This window comes from Pectobacterium aroidearum, from assembly GCF_015689195.1.
Taxonomy (GTDB): Bacteria; Pseudomonadota; Gammaproteobacteria; order Enterobacterales; family Enterobacteriaceae; genus Pectobacterium; species Pectobacterium aroidearum.
Window position 1 is genome coordinate 87,783 of sequence record NZ_CP065044.1, and the last position, 23,601, is coordinate 111,383.

Consider the following 23,601-nt stretch of genomic DNA (forward strand, 5'->3'; position numbering starts at 1 on the left):
AATGCCTGGTTGTAAAACCAGGCGTTTTGTCAGTAATACGATTTACTTACTCGTCAGGGAAGAAATAAATATTAAGTGAGCACTCTAGATCTAAATCAGCTAATGCTCTCATTTGCTCTGGCCAGAGAACGGGGCCACCTTCACCATGTGCAGACAACCACACACACCTCAATGTCATTTGTACGCCAGAAGTGCTTTGCAATTCTCGTAATCCAGAATGAGAGGCGCTGAGTTTATCGATGACCCAGTCAATATGCTCTCTTAAATCTTTCGATTTAACATCGTTTTCAGACGAAAGAAACCATGATGATATTTTTACCTTTCGTGTACGTCCAAGGCTATTTGTTATTTCATCACCAACTATAAATTTTTCTGTTGGCTCGATGTTTAGTAATCCACTAATGTTATCCGGGTGCATTTCACCAGGGTAGATTGATAGCATTGCATGGCATTCTAGGCATGTCTGAAAATCAGGATCTACGGTGTTTATCCTTGAGTGGATAGGGTTCATTATAAAAAATCTCCGATGTTTCCGAGTATTTTACCAGTGTGATCAATATAGTCGCCATTGTCTAATATTCTTCCGTGAAAGTTATTATCTAAATTTTCATATTTTTTCAATGCCTCTAGAGCTCTTCCCCATTCTCTATTGGTCAGGTTTTTGTTAAATTCTTTATTTAAACCATTAGCTGTTCTCGCAGCCATTGTGTGTCCGCCAGTTTGTAATACAACGGGCACTCTTCCTGCCGCGCCAACACTTGGTGGAACAGGAAGTGGAAGCCCATTAGCATCCACCCATTTGCCATTCACCAGTCGATTAGCGGTTTCTTTAGCAGATAGTATGCCTGTTTCAGTAAAATATTTACCAATTAAGGGGCTTACAGCTTTCCCAATACCCCAAGAGAGTATCCCACCTAGCAGCTCTTCAGGTAGTTGGTCGGCCCACAATTTTAGGCCACACCCGTAACTCATATCCCCGCCACAGATATTGGCGCGGTCATAAGCATTTTGCCCCATTTCTTTATAAGAATTAGAGAGATCGAAGCCAATCAACCTGCCGAGCTCATCGTAACCTGATGCTTCGGAAATTCCATAAAGCATGTCATTAACACAAGTGGCATTACCTGCTGCTCGGCATCCTTCAAATATCTCTTGGTTCTTTACTGATGTTTGATTCATCTCCTTGCGTACGTTACTCTCACAATCGCTACTGCCTTTACATGCAGCGTATTTTTCGGCGAGTGTTTTTGGCTCATCATGCATAAGAAAGTTATATAGCAGGACACTTTCGGCAGCATTGGCTCCGCTATTAACACCACTGGCTTTGCCGGTAATAGCGGCTCCCGCCAAAGCACCAATAATTCTGCCAGTAGAGGTTATCTGTATTTCTCTTAAGGCTGGATCAACGAAAGTGTTGCCTAAACTGATTGCCGCTAGCTCTGCGGCCAACGCACCGGCCGCAGCCCCTTTAGCATTGCCCCCTCCGATTTCTGCTGCAACACCCGCAATAACCGCATGGCTGATTACTCGTCTAGGGTCATCTATCGGCAAGCCGAGGACTTCTCCCTTATCCCCAATAAATTTTGCCCCTTCAGCATTAATCTGGCTGCCGACGTTACTCAAGAGTGCCGTGGTGAAATTATCTTTGAAGCTACCGCCGTTAATCGCAGTGCCGAGGCTGGAGCTGATCACTGACTGTCCAGCGACACGCTGCGCGACCTTGCTCCAGTCACCGTTGCTGAGCATGGGCAATTTGGCTTTAGCGGGATCGATGGCGGTTGTACCGTTAGCAGCCTTACTAAATTGCATGATTTCATCGAAGCCTGCTAATGCGCCGCCGATCACCATTGAGGTAACCAGAGATTTAACAGAATCGCTGTTGCTCATGGCCTGGATCGTTTTAGACAGGTTGCCTTTGTTATCAACCAGTGCGACTGCCGCCTGTGAAGTTAATGCCGTCATGCCTGAATAAACTGCACCGTTTACTACAGCGATTGTTGTCGCGCTGGCTCCAGTACCCACAGCACCAGCAGCCAACTGACCCGCTGCTGCTGCCAATCCAGATCCTGCGGTCACTGCCGCAACGGCAATGGCAATTACGGCACCCACCACTGGATTCAAACTTTGGGTGGTATGATTCCAATTAGTGTAGGCATCTTGCACCGCGTTCCATTGCACATCTTTACGGGTATTCAACCCTTTTAGCCATGTTGCCCCTGGAGTATTGCTGAGAGTCAGCAACGCATTTTGCAGCGATTGAGCATTGCGTGTTTTTACGTCAGCAGAAATCCCTGTTGCGGCATCAACGGTAAACTGTCCGCCAGCGTGGATTGAGGGTAATAGCCAGGTGTCTTTGGTGTATCCCCTGTCGGAGTTTTTAATGAAGAAACCTTTCGATGAGGTGATGGTCTGTTCGAATGTGGTGTTTTTTACCGCCTTAAAGATGACTTTACCTTGAGTACTGGTGAGTTTAGCGTTCTTACCTGCCTCTATTTTGCTGGCTTCATAGATGCTGTCATCACGGCTCAGCAGATTGATGTCACTTCCAGCGGTAAACTCAGCCACCTTATTACTGACATTGTGGTAGGTCTGTTTACCCTTTTTCTTTTTTCCATACCAGGTACGGCTGCTGGATTCTTTTTCATAGTGGTTGGTTTCTTCCATGGCTTGCGCATACAGAAACCCTCCTTTAGCAGCCACGTCCATTGCGCCTTTTGCAAGTAAACTCGTGGCCTGAAATAAGATGCTGCTGCTAGATAAAAGCGTCAGCACACCACCGCTGTTTAACACGACATTTTGTTGTGTCGTTGATTCATTAAATTCGTTATTTCCTTCTCGCATCGAGTAATTTTTCAGTGCGTTAAATTCCATTTTCCCAAGAGAACTTAACGTCATATCCCCTATTGAGGACAATGAGCTTCCGGATGCAATGAGGGCGCCATTTGTCGCAAGGGTAAGATTTCTTCTCGCATTAATCTGAGTGATAACATGACGGTCGTCTTTATTTTCTTCGTCAGGGGTGGCGATGGCAGAATACGCGGTAGAGAGTAATGAAATAGTACTTCCAGCCAAAAGTGTAATATTACTGGCGGATAGATTTGCTGATTTAATATTAATTTCACCTCCCGAGTTTATCAATAAATCCCCAGTGCTAAGCCGGCTTGATAATGAAGGTGTACGTGTTGATGGCAAAAACTCATTGTAGATGTTACCTACAGTTTTAACATCAATGATTACCATGCCGTTGGCAATTAGATCAATACCTTTTCCGGCAGTGAGGGATACGCCTGATAAGGTAATATTACCTTTTGCTTTGGCAAGGATGTTATAGTCTGTAAATAAATAATTTAGCTTAAAAAAGGCATCATCAAATATTCTTTTATTATTTTCTGGAGTTGTTTCTATTCCTCGTTGGTGGGTAATTAGATCATATATTGAATTGATGATAGTAAGGTCTTTTCCTGCAACAAATACTGTGTTTTTGTTATTTCTAAAATTAACTCCTGACAGTTTTATATTTCCTCCTGCGTTTAGAGAGAGGGTGTCTTCAGCATGGAGTGAAGCATATAATCGATTCCCAGAATTGTTAAATATTGGTAATGACGTCGTTGCATAAACAATGTCTCCTTCACGGCTGTTAAGGTTAATATTCCTTGCTCTAAAAAATGAGGTTGTTGAACCAATAGTAGATGTGGCACTGATATTTATATCATTGCTGCTTGATGAGAAAATTGATTGATCAATAATAACTGAGTTTTTAGATATCAAATTTGCATTGTTTGATGATTCAATTATGCCATTTATTTTTATATCACCTGCACTTAGTAAAACATCATTTCCTTTAATATTTATTGTATCAAGTGACATGGCTGTTGGTGATTGCGGTTGTAGAGTGTTCTCTATTTTTATTAACCTGCCAAAATCGGCAATTACATTCCCAGTTGCCTGTACTTTTGCTGATAGCAGTTGCTCGCCTTTAAATTCGCTCTCTTTGTCTTTGACCCTATAATAAGCAAGGATAAGTGGTGTGCCATCATCCAGAATGGTTGTGCTGGCCGATTGTGGTGTATTAGAACGTCTAACAGCCTGTTCTTGTGCCGTTTCCGAACGGAAATTTGTTGTATGTTCAGTTTGTTTTAACAACGGAGAAATATTTAAAAAATCCTCTCCTGCCAGAAAGATATTTCCAAAGGATTTTAAACTGCTGGCGTTATTCTCCAGCCGTGTAGCATTAATATAGAGGTTTTTTGCTCCGTGAATTTCGGATTCAGACGTGGCAAAATCCCCTTCAAGCTCTTTTTTAACAATTAACGGAGTATACGTTTTCGCATCGGAAATTGAGCGAATTGGTAATTCATTGCCAATATTAAGGTTGGCGTAGGTTAAGTCTTTCTTTTCTTTTACGATGATCTTATCTCTAACGTTTTTAAGTGAACCCGTTCGAATCACCAAATCCCCGGTATTGGTTTTAATCGTCCCCGAGCGGTTTTCGACTTTAACGCCTTTGTTTCCCGTCGCGTCTTTTTGGATCCACAGGTTGTTGTTGGCCTGAATAGTGGCCTGCGTGTTGGTTAGGCTATCATTGAACAGGCGCATATCTTCGCCCGCGATGATATTCCCTCGGTTATTTAATACGGTACTGGCAAGCGTGATATCTCGGTCGCTTTTCACCGCATTGCCAGCAGCAATATCGACCTGCTGTGCGGTCAGATTAAGGTCGGTTTTCGCGTGCACATTACCGAGCTGGATTTTACCTTTGCTGTCCAGCGTAATGCCTTGCTGAGAGCTGGTCAGGTTAGCGACGTTAGCGCCGACTCCGTCCTCGGTTGCCACAAGCCGGATGCGTTCTGCATACATACCGCCGAGCGCTTTGGTATCCACCGCCAGCAGCGGTTTGGCACCTTCTCCGGCGATGGGGGCGACCGTGCCGGTTTTGAAATCGACCCGATTGCTGCCTTGAGTCAGCGTCAGGTTTTTTGCGTTGATTTTGCCGTTCAGTTCAGTTGCCCGGCTGAGGATATCGACATAATCCGTTGCTGAACCGTCCAGGCCTTTTCCACCAATGGTGATGCTGCCTTTTTTCACTTCCAACGCTTCCAGGGCGCCTTGCTGATCCAGCACCGGTTTACCCGTCGTCAGCGTGGCTGAAGGTGTGTTGATGAACCCACATCCATCACAGGTAATGCCATTCGGGTTGGCAATCAATACGTTGGCTTTATTCCCGAAGACTTCGATCTTCCCTTGCAGGTCTGAACGGGTTGAGCCCGTCACCTCGTTGATAATCAGCTCGGCCGCTTTGCCATTGAGGTTGGCGTTAGCGTTTAACTGCCCGGCCAACTGCGATTGGCCTGCGGCAATGCTGTTGTTGAGTACGGCACCGGGCGTCCCGACGCTAAAATCTTTATAGGTATTGTGAGAAACACCCGCTGCGTTTGGCGTCGCGATATTGATGACCGGGACGGCGCCCGCGTTGTTGACCTGCGTGCGTGGGCCGTCTGGTGTGAGTGCCGCGAACGCGGGGTGTAACGGCTGAATCGCGGTCAGATAGATCAGCAGATAGCTAAGTCCGCGTGTGGCGCGGTTATTGAATTTTTCCATGTGACTTTCCTTGTTTTCCTTTTGCTGTGAATAAAGCGCTTAATCAAAAAGTGCCGTAACGGGGAGGGTGACTTGCCAGTAAACAACGGCGTTATCGGGATGGAGATCGTCCGGGAAATGCAGCGGCACGCCGAGCGACACTGACTGGCTTACCCAACGTGAAGATGCAGACAAACCGACGGAAGTTCCGGTCATATTTCCACCATCGACTTTGCCGGTTTTCCCCGCGATCCATCCGCTATCCACTGCCGTTGTGAGTGCGATATCGCCCAGAAACGGCAGGGTGGTGAATTGCCAGTTCAGTTCGTTACGCCAGTAGAAGCCTCGGTTGCCGGTCAGCGTTTGTTCCTTAAATCCCCGGGCGGAATACTCGCCGCCGAGCGAGACACGTTCGCTGGTATACAGGTTGTCCGGCGTGGTCTGGCCATAAAGGGAGGTCAGGAAGGTCAGCGAAGGGGTAAGTGGGTAGAAATAGCTGCTGCTGGCGCTAAATTTGCGGAACTCGCTGCGCGGCAGGTCACGGTTTTCCTTTGTGTCATCCGTTGCGCCCCAACTCCTTAAGCCATGGCTGAGCATCGGGTTGAGCGTAAAATATCCGCCCGCCAGCGTCGTGCTATAGCTGAGTCCGATACTGGCGCTGCTGACCGTCGGGCTGCTGATCTCAAGGCGTTCACCCGCCATCCGGTTCTCGGTACGTCGGCGAGAGAGCGCGCTATCCAGCGCCAGCTTCTGCTTCCCATCTCGATAGAGCGTTCTGTTAAGGCTGAGCCGATGAGTATTACTTTGCCCTTCATAGCGATACGCGCTGCTGCCGATCGGGATCGGTTGGAAAAAGTCATTCCAGGCGTATTGGTAGCCGAGCGTCCAGTAGCCATAAGGCAAAGACATCCCGCCCGATAAGGCTTTGCTGCCGTAGCTATGGCTGAATGCGCTATCGCGACTGGCGGTCAGCCACCAGCGATCGGCGAGCCGCAATGGATTATCGAGGGTGAGGTGGGTGGAAAGCTGCTCGCGGCCCGTGTTTTTTTGTCCGCTGTTGTCAGCGCTGAGAGATAGGGTAGCAGGATGGGCTTTCGTGATGCGCTTGAGATAAACAATTGAACTCCCCGCTTGTTTTCCCGGTTGAATATCAATTGCAACCTGCCGTGAAGGCAGACGATTCAACTGTTCCATCCCTTGTTCGATATCACGCAGATTAAGAATACGTCCTTCCAGCCCGGGGAAGGCCATCTTGATTGAGAGTGGTGTTTCCCCTTCTATGCGAATGGCTTCTATCTTTCCCTCGCTGACGCTGATGATGAGCGTGCCGCTGGAGAGGTCTTGCTCTTGTAAATAGGCCTGACTGGTGACAAAGCCACGGTTGAGGTAGGCGTTGGTGGTTTCTCTCACGGCGTTATGGACTGTGGCTAAATCCAGGCAGCGGTTTTGGTAGCGTTGCTGAATGGCGGTCCGATCTTTTATCGAAAGCGCATCTGCATCGTGAAAGGTAATCCTTTGGATAGGGAAGCAGACAGCATCCTTTGCTGTTGAGGCGGTGACTGTCGGTATTGTTAAGGTGGTGCTGTTTTCCAACGATAAGCGCTGCTGTTTGGCCTGCTCCAATAATGACTTTTGCTGGAGTTCCAGCGCATCCCGATCCGTAGGGCTAATGGGGGTAGCGGCGAAGGTTGAGCTGCAGAGGCTCAAAAAAATAAGGCTTATAAAAGAAAGGGTTTTACACAAAATGAACGCGATCCTTACGTTGATTTACATTTTGCGCTTATATACACAAATGCCTTATTCCATGACTAGGTAAAATCGATACCCGATAGAAATTCGACAGAATGCATTGAGAAATTTAATTTATGAGAATAAAAATGATAGTCATTATCATTTTTATATAAGTAGGCAGGTAACTATATCGCAAGATAGTGTAATCTTGATATTTATCATAGGGTTTCCGCTGTGATGGAAACCCTATGAGGAGGAGAGGAGGAAATTCGCGAAATCAGGCGTGGGTTAGCGCCCCCAGGCAGTCATCCAGTGCGCCGACCAGCCAGTCGATGTCCTGCGTCTGGAACGCCAGCGGCGGGCGTAGTTTCAGCACGTTGCCATAAGGGCCTGCTACCGATGTCAGCACACCGCGATCGCGTAGCGCTTCCGTCAGATTTAGCGCCAGCGTTTTATCCGGCGTTTTACTGTCTCTGTCGCTCACCAACTCAAACCCGATGAAGAGTCCGGCACCGCGCACGTTGCCTACACTGGCGTATTTGTCTTGCAGGGTAGTCAGTTCCGCCAGCAACTGTGCGCCCACGACGCGGCTGTGTTCCTGAAGTTGCTCATCGTGAATCACTTTCAGCACCGCCTGCGCAGCGGCCATCGCCACTGGATTCCCGCCGAATGTGTTGAAGTAGGGGATCTGATCGCTGAAGGCGGCGAGCACATCACTTTTCGCCAGCAGCCCGGAAACCGGGATGCCGTTGCCCATCGGTTTTCCGGTAGTGATGATATCCGGCACCACGTCATGCCGTGCGAAGCCCCAGAAGGCGTCGCCAGTGCGTGCGAAACCGGGCTGGACTTCATCCGCGATGAAAATACCGCCATTGCGGTGAACCACATCAACCACAGGACGTAAAAAGCCGCGCGGATTGGGGTGTACGCCGTCGGAAGAGAAAATGGAATCCGCGAGAAACGCAGCAAATTTGATGCCGTGTGCCGCCATGTCGTCGATCTGTTTCTGGATTTCATTGGCAAACCACACGCCCAAGTCCGGCGTATTAACGCGGTAGGCGTCCGGTGGTGGCACCAGTCGGGTCGTTGCTGCCAGTGGTTGACCGCTGCCTAACGCTGGCGAGGCGCCGGAGGTCAGCTCGCTGGTGCCGTGGTAGGCTTCGCGCGTCACGATCACGCCTGTGCCGCCGCTCCAGGCTCGCGCCACGCGGATCGCCAGATCGTTGGCTTCCGAACCCGTGCACATATACATGGCACGGTTGATCGCCGCGGGTGCGGTGGCGAGGAGCTGCTCCGAATAGTCCAGAATACGCTCGTGCAGATAGCGCGTGTGGGTATTGAGCATCGTCATCTGCTGGTGTACCGCTTCTATCACCGCAGGGTGGCAGTGTCCGATACTGGCGACGTTGTTATACACATCGAGGTATTTCTTGCCGTCGGCATCCCACAGGTATTGCCCTTCGCCGCGCACCAGATGAACCGGTTTGCGATAAAACAGCCGATAGGATTCGCCCAGGATCCGGCTGCGCTTGTCGGTCAGCGTACGGATATCCGCGCTCAGCGCGTCGGCATGTTCGGCGCGGAAGCTGTTGGTATCCATGATGGTTGAACGTGTTGCCATAATCTCTCCCGTTATAAATGTGCGCCGCAGTGTTAGTTGGCATCGGCGACAAGCGGCTCAAGCAGATGTTCCCGTCGTGCTTTGGTCGTCAGGAAATAGAGGTAGCCGAGCAGCATAAAGGTGCAGAACAGCCCACCGATCACCGGGTTGAACCACAGCATCGCAATCAGGCAGATGATGGCGCAGACGAGGGCGAACGCGGGGACGATGGGGTAACCAGGGGCGCGATAGCTGCGTGCCATATTGGGGGCGCTACGGCGCAGGCGGAACAGGCTTAACATGCTCATGATGTACATGACGATGGCGCCAAAAACCGCCATGGTAATCATCGCTGCCGTCAGGTTCATGCCCTGTAGGTTAATCCCGTCGCAGAAGATGGCGGCAATCCCGATCGCGCCACCAGCCAGAATGGCGCGGTGCGGCGTGTGGAAGCGGGATAGTTTGGCAAGCCCCGGCGGAAGATAGCCTGCGCGCGCCAGTGCGAAGAACTGGCGAGAATAGCCCAGAATAATGCCGTGGAAGCTGGCGATAAGACCGAACAGACCAATCCACACCAGCATGTGCATCCAGTTGGAGTTTTCTCCGACGATGAGTTTCATTGCCTGTGGTAAGGGATCGTTGAGGTCGGAGAGCTGACGCCAGTCGCCTACGCCGCCCGCCATCAGCATCACGCCAATTGCCAGAACCACCAGCGTCAGGATGCCGCTGACGTAGGCTCGCGGAATCGTGCGTTTGGGATCTTTCGCTTCTTCGGCGGCCATTGCCGCGCCTTCGATAGCGAGGAAAAACCAGATGGCGAACGGTATCGCTGCAAACATACCGGAAATGGCCGCGGGTGAAAATTCATGTTGTCCCGCCCAACCGTGTGCCACGAAATTACTCAGGCTGAAGCCTGGCGCAACCACGCCCATAAACACCAGCAGTTCCATGACGGCCAGTAGTGTGACCACCAGCTCAAACATCGCCGCCAGCTTCACGCCGAGAATGTTCAGGCTCATAAAGATAAGGTATGCGCCAACGGCCGCGAATTTGGGATTCAACTCGGGGTATTGCACGTTCAGATAGGCGCCAATCGCCATTGAAATGGCTGGTGGTGCGAAAACAAATTCAATCAGCGTGGCCATACCGGCAATCAGGCCACCCAGATCGCCGAACGCGAGTCGGCTATAGGCAAAAGGGCCGCCAGCATGGGGGATCGCCGTAGTGAGTTCGGTAAAGCTAAAAATAAAACAGGTGTACATGGCGGCAATGAACAGCGTCGTGACTAAAAATCCCAACGTACCCGCGACACCCCAGCCGTAGCTCCAGCCAAAATATTCACCAGAAATTACCAGTCCTACCGCGATACCCCACAAATGCAGGGTGCCCAGCGTGGGCTTTAATTTGCTCGTCATCACATTATCCCCGTCAGTCTGCTCATGGTTATTCAGGGCCAGTACGGCAACCCCTGTTGGCTTGTGTAGCGATAATGCCCACGCTTGTTGGTGGAAAACTTGACGCTGGCGTATCGAATGCTGCGCGCTGAAGTCAACTTTTACGGTGGGTATCGCGCCAGCGCCTTCTGGGGTCAAACCGGGGTTCTGGTGCGTCAAGTTTCTCTGTACGACACACGCCATGCTGAACGCTCGTTGACTTGCGTCGGAGTGGGAACCATGAGTGCTAAACAATATGACACCTTAAGTAATGCAGAAATTACCGCGCTGGCGCACCGGGCGCTTGCCTGCTATCCGGCGGCGCTGCAAGGGGAAGTGCGGCTGCTGTGCCGCTCGGAAAATGCGACGTTTCTTGTTTCGTCGGCAGGTAAGCGTTATGCACTGCGGTTACATCGCAGCCACTATCACCAGAAAGCGGAGATTGAAAGCGAGCTGCTGTGGCTGGATGCGCTGCGAGAGACGGGCATTGCCGTGCCGGAAGCGGTTCGTAATGTGGACGGGGAGCGGGTGCAGTCACTGAGTTTATCCGACGGTTCCTGTCGCTATGCCGTGCTGTTTCACTGGATTGACGGCGAGATGCCGACCACCAGCATTGATCCGCGAGCGTTCCAGCAACTGGGCGAGATCACCGCTCGCCTGCACCAGCATAGCCGCCAATGGCAAAAACCTGACGGCTTCCAGCGTATTGTCTGGGATCATCACACGATGGTCAGTGCGCAGAGTCATTGGGGAAACTGGCGTGACGCGCCGAACCTATCGAGTGGCGAACACGGTATTGTCGAAGAGGCCATCGGGCGTATGGCGGCGGAAATGGCGGAATTTGGCAAAGCGTCGCACCGCTACGGGTTGATTCATGCCGACCTGCGCCTGACCAATTTGCTTCTGCATCGTGGCGAAACGCGAGTTATCGATTTTGATGACTGCGGTATGGGGTGGTATCTGCACGATCTGGCCGCGGCGATCAGCTTTGTTGAGCACCATCCGCGTGCGGCGGAGTGGGTTGAAAACTGGCTGTGTGGTTATGAACGTGTGGCGCACGTCAGCGATGAGGAATTGGCGCTGTTGCCGACGCTGTTGATCCAGCGGCGCATCCAGCTTACGGCGTGGGTAGGGTCGCACGCAGAAACCGAGATGGCGCAGAGTCTTGGGCCAGACTGGGCAAAACACAGCGTGCGCCTGTGTCGGCGCTATCTGGAAACCAGCGACCTGCCGATTGGCGTGGCCTGAATGCACCACGGGCGGGCAGCGTGCGCTATGGTAATGCCTGCTCGTCCCACAAGAGATTTGTAACCCATTGATTTCGCTTCCTCTCGCTCTGGTATGAAACTTGCTGGTATGAAGTCTGCTGATCGTTTCATGGCCCGTTGGCGGGCCGTGTGATACGGCGAGGTGAAAGGCAATGGAAAACGTGACGTACTCTTCGGCGCTGAATGCGGCGTTCTCCCGCAACTGTGGTGTGCTGGCGGCGGCGGCAACCGGACTCGGCGACTTTATCCATGATAGTGGCGGTGATGCCGATCGTATCTTCGGCATCAGCGGCGTCGATCCCGAGCAGCTCGCCAGCCCGACGCTCAGTCTGGGGCTGGTGAACTATTGCCGTGTGATGGAGGAAGCCGCGCGTAATTCAGGCGTTGATAATTTCGGTTTACGCTACGGCAAGCAGTTTAAACCGCAGTCATTAGGTCTGATCGGCTATATCGGTTTATGTTCGGATACCCTGGAGCAGGCGCTGCACAATGTGGTGAAGGCGTTTCCCTGTCATCAGCACGACACGCTGACGCGCATGGTGGATAAAGGCGACTGCTGGCGGCTGGATTATCAGGTGCGGCACGGCGCCATTCTGCATCGTCGGCAGGATGCCGAACTGACGCTCGGCATGTTTCTTAACCTGATTCGTCATGTTTTGGGCAAGCATTGGGCACCGCGCGAAGTGCACTTTGAGCATCCACGCCCAGAAATGTGGCATGAGCACTGTAAGGTGTTCGATGCGCCGGTTTACTTCGATCAACCCTACAATTCTCTGCTTATTCCCAAGCATCAGTTGGTCCGCACCATGCCGGATCGCGACATGACATTGCTGCTGGTGATGCAAGATGCCATTCGCCGTCTGAACGAGACGTCACCGCAGCAAAGTATTGTCGATCAGGTGCGTACGCAGGTTCATCTGTTATTGATGCAGAAAGAGCCGACACTGGAAGAGGTGGCGGAGAAGGTGGGGTTGTCCAGTTGGTCGCTCCAGCGCCGTCTGCGGGAGGAAGGACTCAGCTTCTCTCTGCTGGTAGACAAACTGCGCTGTGAAATGGCGACACACTATCTTCAACAGAAGCAACTACCGATTTCGGAAATGGCGCTGTTGCTCGGCTATTCCGAGGTGAGCGCCTTTTCCCGCGCATTCCGTCGCTGGTTTGGCATTAGCCCGCGCCAGTGGCGTAAAGGTGAAGCCCTCAATCTTTCCTGATGCCGCTATTTAAAGTCCGCGTACGGCGTAAGCGGCTGCGGTGGGCTGTCGAGGTCGCCCTGCCAGCCGGAGGCGGAGTAGCGCAGGTAGATGAGGCCGTGGCTTGGGGTGTAGTCCTTCGCTTGCTGAATGTCGATACCGACACCCAGCGTCCAGTGTGAACTGAGGCGGCGTTCGACAAGCGCTCGCGCCGTATAGCCGAAGCCGGAGCTGCTGCTACCCTGCTCGATGGTGTCTCTGTCGGTGAGCGCAGCGTTACCCAGCAGGCCGGTCAGTGGATAGCGGCGCTGGTCTTTGGTAGAAGAACGCGACCACGACAGCGATCCGCCGAGTTCCCACGACCAGTTTTCCGTCCGCTGCCGGTAATTCACTGGCACGCCCAGCGAGAAATATTGCTGCGGACTGTAGTAACCGCCCTGACCGAGCGAGTAGCCGCTGAGATCCTTCTGGTAGCGCCACCACATGCTGTTCAGACCGACCGTGACGCGTCGGTTATCCTCGTTAATCAGCTTGTAGTAATAACCTGCCATTGCACGGGCGCGATCGTTATCGGCCACATTTTTACCGGTGATCTGGTGGAGGCTGAAATCACTCCAGACGCCGTGCGCTTCGCCCCGATCGTAGCTCAGCCCGAGACTGACGCCCGTGGCTCGCACACCGCCCCAGGTTATGCCCGTGCCGGGGTCTTTGGTGCCGCCGAACGCCAGTAATGAGCTGGATATTGGGCGGCGGGAGGCCGTCGCCGTCCAGCCGATTTGTCGCCAGTCGCCGCTGTAGCTTGCGCCACCGACAACATCCACTACGTCGAAGCCGAGCGGTGTGGTGCCGAGATCCGCTGACCAGCGATCGTTTTTCCAGCCTGCGGCAACGCTGGTGCCGGTGGCTTTCTGTGATTTACCGTCGAAGCAGTCCCGCGTGGCGCAGGTGCCAAAGGTTTCCCGGTACGCGCCGTTACTGCCTGTCGAGAAGGAACCGGCGTTCATCTGTACGGTATCCGTGCGGAAGAAGGCGCGGCCGTCGTACAGCGGCATGTCCACCTGCAACAGGGTGTTATGGGCGCTCAGGTCGGAAATCCCACCGGTGCCGCTTGAACTCGAGTAATCGTGATCGAGGGTGACGGTAATATCCTGCTTGCGATACAGATCCGCTGCGTCAGCGCGGATGCTGCGTTGCAGCCAGTCATCGCTGCTTTTATTACGTGTCAGCCGGGTGTAGTCATCGTCGCTTTGCGGTAGCGCGGGAGCGATGCCGCTGGCGACCATCGCCTGTTTATAGTCCTGCTGCGCCTGCTCTGGTTGAGACTGCTGTTGTTCAACGCGTGCCGCATCGCGATAGATCAGCGCTGTCGTTTGATCGATAGGAGTTTGGCCGACCGGCCCTTTCTGCGCATCGATTTTTAGCTGGCGGAAAAGCGCCGCTGATTTTTGCGGATTGCCTACCGCTTGCCAGGCATTGGCGACGCGCCGCTGGCTGTTAAGTGTATCCGCCGCCTGTGTTGGGAGCTGGTTCAGGCGCTGGCGCGCATCATCTTGCCGACCCTGCGCGATAAACGCGTCGATCTCACCTAACTGGGCGTCGGGGTTCTGTGGCTCCCGTGTGCGAATACGTTGATACTCCGCCAGCGCTGTCGCGTATTCACCCCGTGCCAGCGCCCAGTCTGCCAGCAGCAGGTCGATACGGGTGTCAGCCGGTTGCTGGCGCAGGAATACAATAGCGGCAGGTTCGTCACCCGCATCGCGCATCGCTTCCGCTTTCGCCAGCGTGGTCTGAATCGTCAGGCGCTGGGACAATTCGCGCATGTCGTCGCTCCACTTTGCAGTGGGAAGCGTGTTCAGGTGAGCGAGTGCTTGCTCATCACGATTGGTAGACGACAGGTACAGTGAGTAAACATAGTTCTTCTCGGCGTTGGTGGGTGGCACGGCAGTTGCGCGTTGTACCACGCGGTCCGCCTGCTGCGTTTGTCCCAACTGGCGCAGCGTCTGGGCATAGTGATAAGCGAGCCATATATCGTTCGGATCCTGCTGGTTGGCCTGACGATATTTTTCTTCGGCCTGCGTCCACTGCTGCTGTTCCGACAACTGGTCCGCCTGCTGTTTCAGGATATTGAGTTGCAGGGCAGCAAGTGTCTCCCGCATCGTATTCTGCTGGCTGCGCGGCAGGCTGTTGAGGTAAGCGAGTGCTTTCTCCGGCGACTGCCGCTGGTAAATACCAACCAATCCGCGTAGGGCATTATCATTACCGGGTTCAAGGTGTAAAGCCTGCTGGTAGAGCGGCTGGGCGGCAGTATCATTTTTGCTGGCAACAGCCACGTCGCCCAAACCAATCAGCGCATAAGCATTGGTATTATCCATCTGGCGTGCCTGCTGATATTTCTGCCGCGCCAGCGATAGATTGTTAGCTTTCAGCGCGTTGTCACCTTCCGCAATGGTGGTCCAATATTGCGTGCTTTGGATCAGTCCTTCCCATTTGCCGCTGTTCAGGCGATTAACATCTGCCTGCAATGCCTTCTGGAACTGTGTCAGCGCTTTTGCCCGATCGCCTGCGCGCAGGTAAACCAGACCAATGGCACCGATGAGTTCAGGATCGTTTGGCGTGGCCGCCAGTGCCTTATTCAACTCGCTAAGCGTGGCGCTATTGCCGCCACCATCTTCAATCTGCGCCAGTGCACGCAGCCGCCCCTGATAAACGGGGTCGGCTAATATTCCCTGCTGGCGGCTGAGTTCTTTACGTGCCGTATCCGCCTGTTCGCCTTCATCAAACACGGTCAGAAAGCGGTTTAGTTCAGCCACGCTTTGTGGCGTGACCAGCATCCGGCCAATAATTTCCAGCCATAGCGATGCTGCCTGGCTACGCCCGACGGGGTCGTTAGAAAGCTGTTTGAGTAGGGGATAGGCTTGCTCATTGCGGTTCTGGCTGAACAACAGCCGTGCCAGCACCATGCGCAGCGGCACATTATTCGGGTAGACCTGATCTAACGTTTCCAGTTGTTTAATCGCCAGAGGCTGCTGGTCAGGTAAGCGAGAAACCAGACGCCAATATTCTACGGCGAGCTCAAGCGTTGGCGGATCGCCGTGAAAGAGCGCATCGTACTGCACTTTGGCTTCAGCATAGCGCCCGGCGGTAGACAGCAAGCGCGCCTGCTGTAATTGCTGGCGAGCGGCATCCTGCGTCAGTGCCAGCGTGGTGGCTGACTGACGGTAGGTGGCAGAGTCGGGAGCCACCGCCTTCAGCTTGTCCAGTTGCTGACGAGCCTGAGCCTGATCGCCTTGACGCAGCGCCAGCCGTAATCGGGCGGCGATAACCTCGGGGTTGTTTGGATCGATAAGTTCCAGTCGATAAAGCGATTGGCGTACGAGGTCGTCTTTGTTGCTGGCTTCTCCCAGACGCACCTGCTCCATCAAAAATTGCTCTGGCGATGCGATTTCCGCACTGTATGCCTGCGGCGCAGCAACCAGCAATAACGGGAGGAAGCGCAGCCAGTTTACGGTGTTGTTGTGCATTGGCTGCCCCGAGACGGTAAAAGTTGGCCTTGTGAAGTGAAGCGATAGCGCTTCTGATCCCATCCCTGACCAAAGAGCGTCAGAGAGGCGGAGAAATACGCATCATCCCCCGGAGGGTTGTCGGCCAGCCGCTGTCGTTGGGTAGCCAGTGCATCCGACTGACGAGAAAGCATCGGAAGCAGCGAAGCGGAAAACCCAACCGATCCCTGTCCAGTGACGGTGCCTGTCACGGTGTCGGTTTTTTCGGGTGGCAGACCTTGCTTTATCGTCTGCTGAACCATTGGCTGAAACTGTTTGATCAGATCGGTTTTCCCTTTGCTGCTGTCGGCCATCATCCCTGCCCACAGATAGACGCGGATGGCGTCGTAGCTGCCGATGTTGGGTTTGGTGGTATCAGGCTGCCAGCCCTTATCTTTTTGCCAGATGACCCAATCAGGCGAGAAGCCTTTTGGCGCGGTTTCCAACAGCAGGCGTTGCGTGGTGCGCTGCATCGCTTTCCACGTCTCGCTCAGTGGCGCAAAGCGAGCCAGCAGCTGTGGCGGAAGGTAACTGGGATTTAATCGCCAGCTCTCTTTCTCTGCGAAGCCTACTTTGCCGGGCAGCAACATCACACCTAGTCCTGGAATATTGACGACCTCTTCTTTGGCGATACGGGCGAGCAACGCGGTGCCAACTGTCTGATAGCGCGCCTCTTTCCACAGCCGACCAGCCTCAAGCAGGCTGTAGGCGATCCACAGGTCGGCATCGGAAGCGGAGTTGGGATCCAGCACCGTCCACTGCTTATCTTTGTTTTCTCCCCACAACCAGGCGGGCAGATGCGCACGTAAATCGCCTGCGGACAGGTTGTTTTCCGTCCATTGCAGCAGCCGATCAAACATCACGCGATCGTTGGCGACCAGAGCAAAGAACATGGCGTAGCTTTGCCCTTCGGACGTGGTGATTTTGTTGGGGGTAGAGGTATCAATCACCCGTCCTTCCGCACTGATGTAATGCTGTTTGTACTGCTCCCAGGCTGGCCAGTCGCAGACGGTGGCGGTGGCCTGGGAAGCCCATAGCCACAGCAACGTGGGGATCAGGTAGCGCAGCACGCGTGGCATGGTGCGTTAGTCCCTTTCATCCGGCGACAGGCGACGGCGACTGAAGAATTTCAGGCCACGCCACAGCAGCCAGGCAACAATAACGACGGTAAGCGTCGAGATGATGGCTAGCCAGACGGGATGTTGCGCCAATGCGTGCCAGATGCGTTCCCACCACGGCAGATGGCCGACGTAATAAATGTCTCCGACGCGGAGATTATTAATACCCGATTCGCGGATGACGGAAACGGAGCCGAACAGCGAGGCTCTTTTTTCGCTGTCGATCAGCGCGTTATTGAGCAGCGTATAGCCCTGTGGGCTATCGGCCAGCAGGGCGACAACGCTACGCTGGTCGTGATACGGAGACTGGAAGCCGATAATCGCCGACATCGGGCCATCACCGCTGACGGTGGTTTTGCTGTCTGGTTTTGCGTCAGCGTCAGGCGGGTCAATATCCAGGACCGCGGTCTGGCGTGTCGGTTGTTTAATCCAGCTTTGCGTTTGCTCGACCAGCAGGTTGATTTTGCTGTCATCGTGCAGCGCTGGCGGGATAGCGCCGATCATCAGAATATCGCTGTCCTGCTTGTCGATTTGCGTCCAGTCATCGCTGAGCTGTACCGCCAGCGCCGGATAGCCGGTTTGCGCCCCAATGTTACCGATGGCGTTCAGCATGGCGCTAACCTGCGCGGGCTGTGGTTGCTTGTTCACCAGCACCAGCGTTTGTGACAGGTCAGCCAGTCGGCTGAACGGGTAGCCAGCATTGGCAAAGGCGCGCAGATCCGGCATCGCCATAAAGTGGCGGTAGCCAGAGAAGTTAATCGTCGAATTGCTGTCGATGACGGCGTGATTCACGACGGGCGTATAGGTTTCGCAGCGGTCAGCGGTGCCGCTGGAGAGCAGCGTGGTGTAGTTGAAATCAAAGCGTAGCTGGTTGGTGGTACCCAGTTTCAGCGCCGGAATTGACAGGCTCTTGTTGGAATCCCATAGCCCCTGCGTCAGCGGCAGGCGCATTAACAGGGAATTCTGGTCGTGCTCCGGCGCCAGCGAGAAAGCCTGCACAAACTGATTGTTCAGGTTGATGCTCAGACGCGAACCGTCCTGAATCTGCGGCGCGGTGTAGCGGTATTTCAGGCGCATATCGATGCCCTGACTGCGGATCAGGAACAAGTCGGGCGGCAGGTTCATCGTGAGTGAAATAGGGCGGGGCACGATGCCGTCAGTTTGCAGTTGTTCGTTATATTGCTGAAGCTCGGCGAAGGTCATTGGGCGGTCGGTGCGAACCCAGTTTGGCGCATCATACGGCTGGCGTGGAGCAAGCTGCTCCACCTTATCGATGGTGACGCTCTGCCCACGGAACAGCGTGTTCCCCTGGGCGATGCCCTGTACGGCGGTGAGCAGCTCATTGTCATCACGCCCCTGAACCAGCAGCAGCTTAATGTGAGGATCGTTAGGGTGGCTGACGATAGATACCGTTGGCCCGTTTACGGCGGGGGTATCACGCAGGAAATCCGGCCGCTTATCGTTTGTGGCGAACACAATGCCGTGGCTCTCCGGTAACTGGTTGAAGAGCGCCGGGAAAGACTGCCCACGCCATTGCGCTTTGCTGCCAAACCAGGAGGCAAGCATCGCTGCGGCACGCTGCTGAACCAGATCCGGCTGGCCGGCAAAGACGATGGGCAGCGTCAGCGGGCGGGTATCGCGGCTGTCAAAAAACGGCGCAGGGAACGGCGACAGATCGTCCTTCAGCGTCAGTTTCTGGAATTGCAGGTTGAGTGTGCTGGCTTTACTGACATCCAGCCAGAGACTGGTACTGGCCGGATTTTCACAGATGTTCTGATAATGGCCGACGAACACCAATTGCAGGCGGTTAAAGTCCGTGATGTAGCGCGGATCGATAGGAATACGGACGCGATTGGATTTCCCCATCTGCTCTTTGCCAAGTGGCGTGACGCCCATTAGCTCATTGTTCAGGTAAACTTTGATATGCGACTCGGTGGGGATCAGCGCCGGCGACGGGGTAAATTCGAGATCGAGGGAAGCCTGTGTGACGACTTCGTCGCTGCGAACGCCGAACTCAATTTGCCCGTCGGGATTGATGCCGCGCAATGCAAAGGTGCCCGGTGCCGGTGCGATTTGCGCAAAGGGCAGCATCACGTTGCGCACGGCGGCATTAGTCGACGGCTGTGCAAGAGGAACCGCTGGCATGGCTGTCGCTGACGTTGCGGTAGCAGGCGGCTGGGCTGCGTCCCCTGTGGCCGGTGTCTGTGCGTGCGGCGCGGTGACAGCCTGAGATAATGAGCTGACGCCTAAAGCCAATGCGGTGAACCAGATTATTTTTTTCGTCATCGTGTCATCATCAATGTTAAGGGTCTTTCTCGTTGTCGGGAGAGAGACCGTTGATCACGGCCTGTGAATGGCAATCAAGCCACTGTCTTTTCTGCAAACAGGTTCTCTTGTGCAAATCGTGTTTCATGGGCAAACGGCGTCTTGCCCTGATGGGCAGCTTTTTCCGGCAGGGCAGTGCCCGACTGATCTGTTACGGTGCGTTTTCCTACATAGCGCGGGATGAATGACACCACCCACACCACGATATTGAGGAAGACCAGAATAATGCTGCGTATGATGGGCGGCGCGTAATCCGCCAGACGCAGGTAGCCGCGGAAGCCGAGAGCCAGCACATCAACCAGACTTTCGACCGGTTTATCCTGTGCAAAACTGTCTTGCCAGAGCGCCCAGGTATCGGCGCGGGCAAACGTACATTGAATAAAATCAATATGCTGGCGAATGGTCAGATTGGTCATGCGCAGGCCAATCTTGTTGTCGAACGCGCGGGTGACGCTGAAAGGGAAGGCATACTCCTGCTGGCCGCGTTTTAGCAACAGCGAGACGCTGTCCCCGACCTGAAGAATGCCTGATTCGCGGGTTTCAATACCGACGCCACCATCGGAATAGTCGCGCAGGATGCAGGGGAAAAGATGACCATCGGGGCGCAAAATCGCGGCGGACATCGACATTTCTACTCGATGCGCCTGACGTACCTGCTTGGCCTCGACCGCAACCGCAACGGCGCCACCGAGAATGGTCATGTTATACGCGACCCAGATCAGGCTGATGATCACCGTCATGAGCTCTTCCGATGGCCCGTAAATCAGACGCCAGACGCCATATACCACCCCAGCGATATTCAGCAGCACCAGTACCAGATAAGGCCGGGTGATCACCCAGTCAACGTGTTGTTCTTCAACCAGTCCGCCTTTGGCCGTCACGTTGAATTTCCCTTTGTGCGGGTTAAATAGCGCCACGGTCGTGGGGCGAGCGATGTACCACGCCAGCACGGTTTCATAAATCTCACTCCAGAAAGAGTGACGGTAGCGCCCCTGGATGCGGGAGTTGGTCAGACTGGCGTGCACCATGTGCGGCAGCACGTAGAGCGCGATGGCCAGCGCCGGGGCGAAAATGATGTAGGCGTGCAACAGGAGAAACGCCAGCGGCGCGGTGAGAAAGATCAACCGGGGAATACCGGACAGAAAGTGCATCATGGCGTTGGCGTAACACAGCCGTTGCCCCAGTTTCAGCCCTTTGCCTAACAGCGGGTTATCCAACCGGAAGATCTGTACCATGCCGCGCGCCCAGCGAATACGCTGCCCAATATGAGCCGAGAGGCTTTCGGTCGCCAGCCCGGCGGCCTGCGGAATACGAATATACGCCGAGCTGTATCCACGGCGATGCAGGCGCAGCGAGGTGTGTGCATCCTCCGTTACTGTTTCGACTGCGATGCCGCCAATTTCATCCAGCGGTTTACGCCGCAGGATGGCGCAGGAACCGCAGAAGAATGTGGCGTCCCACATGTCGTTACCGTCCTGAACCAGACCGTAAAACAGCGTGCCCTCGTTGGGCGTGCGGCGAAAGCGACCCAGATTGCGCTCAAAGGGGTCGGGCGAGAAGAAATGGTGCGGTGTTTGCAGCATCGCCAGCTTTTTGTCTTTGAAAAACCAGCCCATCGTTAATTGCAGAAAGGAGCGGGTAGGAACGTGGTCGCAGTCGAAAATGGCGACGAATTCGCCTTCCGCCTGCTTCAGTGCGTTGTTGATGTTCCCGGCTTTGGCATGTTCATGCGTGACGCGGGCGATGTAATGAACGCCGACTTCCTCTGCGAAGGCTTTAAATTCGGCGCGGCCACCGTCATCCAGAATATAAATATTGAGTTTGTCTTTAGGCCAGTCGATGCCTAGCGCGGCATACACCGTCGGTTTCACGACGCTCAGCGGTTCATTGTAGGTCGGGATCATGAGATCGACGGTCGGCCACGTTTTGCTGTCTTCCGGCAGTGAAACCGGATGGCGGTTCAGCGGCCAGATCGTCTGGAAATAGCCCAGAACCAACACGACCCAGGCATAGGTTTCCGCCGCCAGCAGTAACATACCGCAGACCAGGCTGAGGGGATCGTCCCAGTTCAGCGTTTCGGTGTAGCGCCACCACAGGTAGCGGCAGGAGACGGTGAAAGAAAGGGCGATCATCATGAGCGTCGGCATGCGTCCCGGCATGTTACGAACGAGCATGGCGATGCCCCACAGCAGCAGCATGAAAATAAACTGCGATAGCAAATCAAACGGCTGCGTGATGCACAGCAACGCCAGCGCCGCACACAGCAGGCTCAGTATCACCGTCACCAGCCTCTGTAGGCTGTTCGTTTTGGCGGAATCAGATTCACTGTCTTCGCGATCGTCAGCATTGGCGTGACTAAAGCGGACAAACAGCGCTTGCTGCGCGTTCATGTAGCGTTGCCGCCAGCGCGGTAGCGCCGAGAAGTAATTGCGGCGTGATGTCGGCAACTGGCCGTTTTTGATGGTCAGCAGCCAAAGACCTTGCGTCAGATAGCGAAGGATATCGGCCGGACGCGGGCGTTGAGGCAAGATGTGTGGGAACCAGTAGGTCCGTTGCGCGCGAATCTGTTGCCAGCCTTCAGACTCCAGCCGCAGGAAGATCCAGCCGAGTATCGCAAACAGCGTAGCGAAAAAGGCGGCGAAGGCGGAGGCACCCTGCTGACGATAGCCGCGGTAGCGCTGCTGTATCGCCTGCCTGGCGGGCGGGACGAGAAAGAGGCGCAGGATCCCGCTCATACGCCGCTTTCCTTAACGTGAATCAGGCACCAGTTTGCCAGCGTCATGATCTCTTCCGCTGCCACGCTGTCCGGGCGGCATTCGCCCAGCGGCTGTTTCAGCATCAGCGATTCTGCCAGGGCTTCGTCACGGTGTACCACCAGCGGCAGCAGATGTGAAAGCGTGTGCAGCCAGAGCTGGTGTAAATCCTGCTGGAGCGTGCTGAGGGTGGAAAATTGATTAACCAGAAAATGACACTGGCGCGGCAATGCCTGCTGATGTAAGCGTGAATGGCAGTTGGCATCCGCCACCACCACCTGAAAGACGGTATTCGCGGTGGCTAGCGCCTGCCGCGTGAGCGGACTATTGTCCGCTGGCACATCGATCAGTATCCAGCGATGGCGACCTGCTGCGCTGAGCTGCGCCAGCTTGTTTTGCCAGAGTGCGGGGTGCTGATGGTAATGCTGTTGAAGCGTAGCGACTTCCTGTGCGTTCAGGCGACCAAACGGCAGAAAATCCAATCCGGGCAGATATTGCATGGCGCCAGTTTGCCACGGCGCGTCGTCGGCTTCCGCCCGCGCCCAGCCGCGGCGTTGCTCAAACGGCATATTGAAGTTAATGCGCAGCAAATTGTCCGGCGAGAAATCAATCACCAGCGCGGGCTCGCCCAACCGTTGGAAGGCCCACCCCAGTGCGGCCGCTATTGAGGTTGTGCCCACACCGCCACGGATTCCCTGCAATGCAATCACGGGCATCGTCAGTCGCTCCCGGCCGGTTCTTTTAATTCATCCAGCAGCGGCCAACGAGCCATCATTTGGCTCAGACGCGCCTGACGGGCAATATCGATATAGTTTATTTCAGGTAAAGAAAAAGCCTGACTGAGAACTCGCAGGTCGTCCTCGGTTCTTGCATTTTCGGTTAAATCGGCGCGTGCGCTGGTATCTCTACGAGTCGGTTCGTTATTCATCCCATGCCTCTGAAATAGGCTATCCATTATCATTGAGATTGATAAAAGGGAAACATCTGCGTGGCAGATGTGGTCGCACCCATAACAGACAGTCTGGCAGATGACGGTTTACGCCTCTGCTGTCTTTAATAAGGTGTCA

The 23,601-nt window shown here is 54.2% G+C and carries 13 protein-coding genes; 2 read left to right on the forward strand and 11 right to left on the reverse strand.

The window, feature by feature from the left end; all coding sequences use genetic code 11:
• Window positions 1–46 precede the first annotated feature (46 nt).
• From I2D83_RS00375 to eat, 5 genes are all read right to left on the reverse strand, one after another.
• The gene (locus I2D83_RS00375; RefSeq protein ID WP_205947342.1) at window positions 47–511 is read right to left on the reverse strand and encodes a DUF4279 domain-containing protein; all 465 of its coding nucleotides are present in this window, start codon (window positions 509–511) and stop codon (window positions 47–49) included.
• Entirely contained in the window at window positions 511–5,598 is a 5,088-nt protein-coding gene (locus I2D83_RS00380) for a DUF637 domain-containing protein (RefSeq protein ID WP_205947343.1), read from the reverse strand. The genes I2D83_RS00375 and I2D83_RS00380 overlap by 1 nt, the downstream gene beginning before the upstream one ends.
• Window positions 5,599–5,637: 39 nt before the next feature.
• Window positions 5,638–7,320, reverse strand: coding sequence for a ShlB/FhaC/HecB family hemolysin secretion/activation protein (locus I2D83_RS00385; RefSeq protein WP_205947344.1), 1,683 nt, complete (start codon window positions 7,318–7,320; stop codon window positions 5,638–5,640).
• A 265-nt stretch (window positions 7,321–7,585) separates the two neighbouring features.
• Entirely contained in the window at window positions 7,586–8,929 is a 1,344-nt protein-coding gene (locus I2D83_RS00390) for an aspartate aminotransferase family protein (RefSeq protein ID WP_205947345.1), read from the reverse strand.
• A 32-nt stretch (window positions 8,930–8,961) separates the two neighbouring features.
• Entirely contained in the window at window positions 8,962–10,323 is a 1,362-nt protein-coding gene (gene eat / locus I2D83_RS00395; RefSeq protein WP_012772811.1) for an ethanolamine permease, read from the reverse strand.
• A gap of 258 nt (window positions 10,324–10,581) precedes the next feature.
• Between eat and I2D83_RS00400 the strand changes: the two genes are divergently transcribed.
• A complete protein-coding gene (locus tag I2D83_RS00400) occupies window positions 10,582–11,589 on the forward strand; it encodes a phosphotransferase enzyme family protein (protein WP_205947346.1) in 1,008 nt (335 codons plus the stop codon).
• A 172-nt stretch (window positions 11,590–11,761) separates the two neighbouring features.
• Window positions 11,762–12,820, forward strand: a complete 1,059-nt coding sequence (gene qhpR / locus I2D83_RS00405; RefSeq protein WP_180779095.1) for an AraC-like transcriptional regulator QhpR — start codon at window positions 11,762–11,764, stop codon at window positions 12,818–12,820.
• A 5-nt stretch (window positions 12,821–12,825) separates the two neighbouring features.
• Here the strand turns inward: qhpR and bcsC are convergent, their stop codons facing one another.
• The 6 genes from bcsC to bcsR all read right to left on the reverse strand — a co-directional run bounded on the left by bcsC (window position 12,826) and on the right by bcsR (window position 23,462).
• Complete coding sequence (bcsC, locus tag I2D83_RS00410; RefSeq protein ID WP_205947347.1) at window positions 12,826–16,320, reverse strand: cellulose synthase complex outer membrane protein BcsC; 3,495 nt, start codon at window positions 16,318–16,320, stop codon at window positions 12,826–12,828.
• The gene (gene bcsZ, locus I2D83_RS00415; RefSeq protein WP_205947348.1) at window positions 16,302–17,417 is read right to left on the reverse strand and encodes a cellulose synthase complex periplasmic endoglucanase BcsZ; all 1,116 of its coding nucleotides are present in this window, start codon (window positions 17,415–17,417) and stop codon (window positions 16,302–16,304) included. The genes bcsC and bcsZ overlap by 19 nt, the downstream gene beginning before the upstream one ends.
• Window positions 17,418–17,423: 6 nt before the next feature.
• Entirely contained in the window at window positions 17,424–19,742 is a 2,319-nt protein-coding gene (gene bcsB / locus I2D83_RS00420; protein ID WP_205947349.1) for a cellulose biosynthesis cyclic di-GMP-binding regulatory protein BcsB, read from the reverse strand.
• 74 nt (window positions 19,743–19,816) lie between these two features.
• The gene (gene bcsA, locus I2D83_RS00425; protein ID WP_205947350.1) at window positions 19,817–22,516 is read right to left on the reverse strand and encodes a UDP-forming cellulose synthase catalytic subunit; all 2,700 of its coding nucleotides are present in this window, start codon (window positions 22,514–22,516) and stop codon (window positions 19,817–19,819) included.
• Complete coding sequence (gene bcsQ, locus I2D83_RS00430) at window positions 22,513–23,250, reverse strand: cellulose biosynthesis protein BcsQ (RefSeq protein WP_012772820.1); 738 nt, start codon at window positions 23,248–23,250, stop codon at window positions 22,513–22,515. The genes bcsA and bcsQ overlap by 4 nt, the downstream gene beginning before the upstream one ends.
• Window positions 23,251–23,252: 2 nt before the next feature.
• The gene (bcsR, locus tag I2D83_RS00435) at window positions 23,253–23,462 is read right to left on the reverse strand and encodes a cellulose biosynthesis protein BcsR (RefSeq protein WP_012772821.1); all 210 of its coding nucleotides are present in this window, start codon (window positions 23,460–23,462) and stop codon (window positions 23,253–23,255) included.
• Between the last annotated feature and the right edge of the window lie 139 nt (window positions 23,463–23,601).

Bases quoted from the DNA above. Each gene is read 5' to 3' on its own strand.
- bcsZ (WP_205947348.1), bottom strand. From the start codon at position 17,417: ATGCCACGCGTGCTGCGCTACCTGATCCCCACGTTGCTGTGGCTATGG.
- bcsA (WP_205947350.1), bottom strand. From the start codon at position 22,516: ATGAGCGGGATCCTGCGCCTCTTTCTCGTCCCGCCCGCCAGGCAGGCG.
- I2D83_RS00390 (WP_205947345.1), bottom strand. From the start codon at position 8,929: ATGGCAACACGTTCAACCATCATGGATACCAACAGCTTCCGCGCCGAA.
- I2D83_RS00400 (WP_205947346.1), top strand. From the start codon at position 10,582: ATGAGTGCTAAACAATATGACACCTTAAGTAATGCAGAAATTACCGCG.
- bcsB (WP_205947349.1), bottom strand. From the start codon at position 19,742: ATGACGAAAAAAATAATCTGGTTCACCGCATTGGCTTTAGGCGTCAGC.
- I2D83_RS00375 (WP_205947342.1), bottom strand. From the start codon at position 511: ATGAACCCTATCCACTCAAGGATAAACACCGTAGATCCTGATTTTCAG.
- bcsC (WP_205947347.1), bottom strand. From the start codon at position 16,320: ATGCACAACAACACCGTAAACTGGCTGCGCTTCCTCCCGTTATTGCTG.
- bcsR (WP_012772821.1), bottom strand. From the start codon at position 23,462: ATGAATAACGAACCGACTCGTAGAGATACCAGCGCACGCGCCGATTTA.
- qhpR (WP_180779095.1), top strand. From the start codon at position 11,762: ATGGAAAACGTGACGTACTCTTCGGCGCTGAATGCGGCGTTCTCCCGC.
- I2D83_RS00380 (WP_205947343.1), bottom strand. From the start codon at position 5,598: ATGGAAAAATTCAATAACCGCGCCACACGCGGACTTAGCTATCTGCTG.
- bcsQ (WP_012772820.1), bottom strand. From the start codon at position 23,250: ATGCCCGTGATTGCATTGCAGGGAATCCGTGGCGGTGTGGGCACAACC.
- eat (WP_012772811.1), bottom strand. From the start codon at position 10,323: ATGACGAGCAAATTAAAGCCCACGCTGGGCACCCTGCATTTGTGGGGT.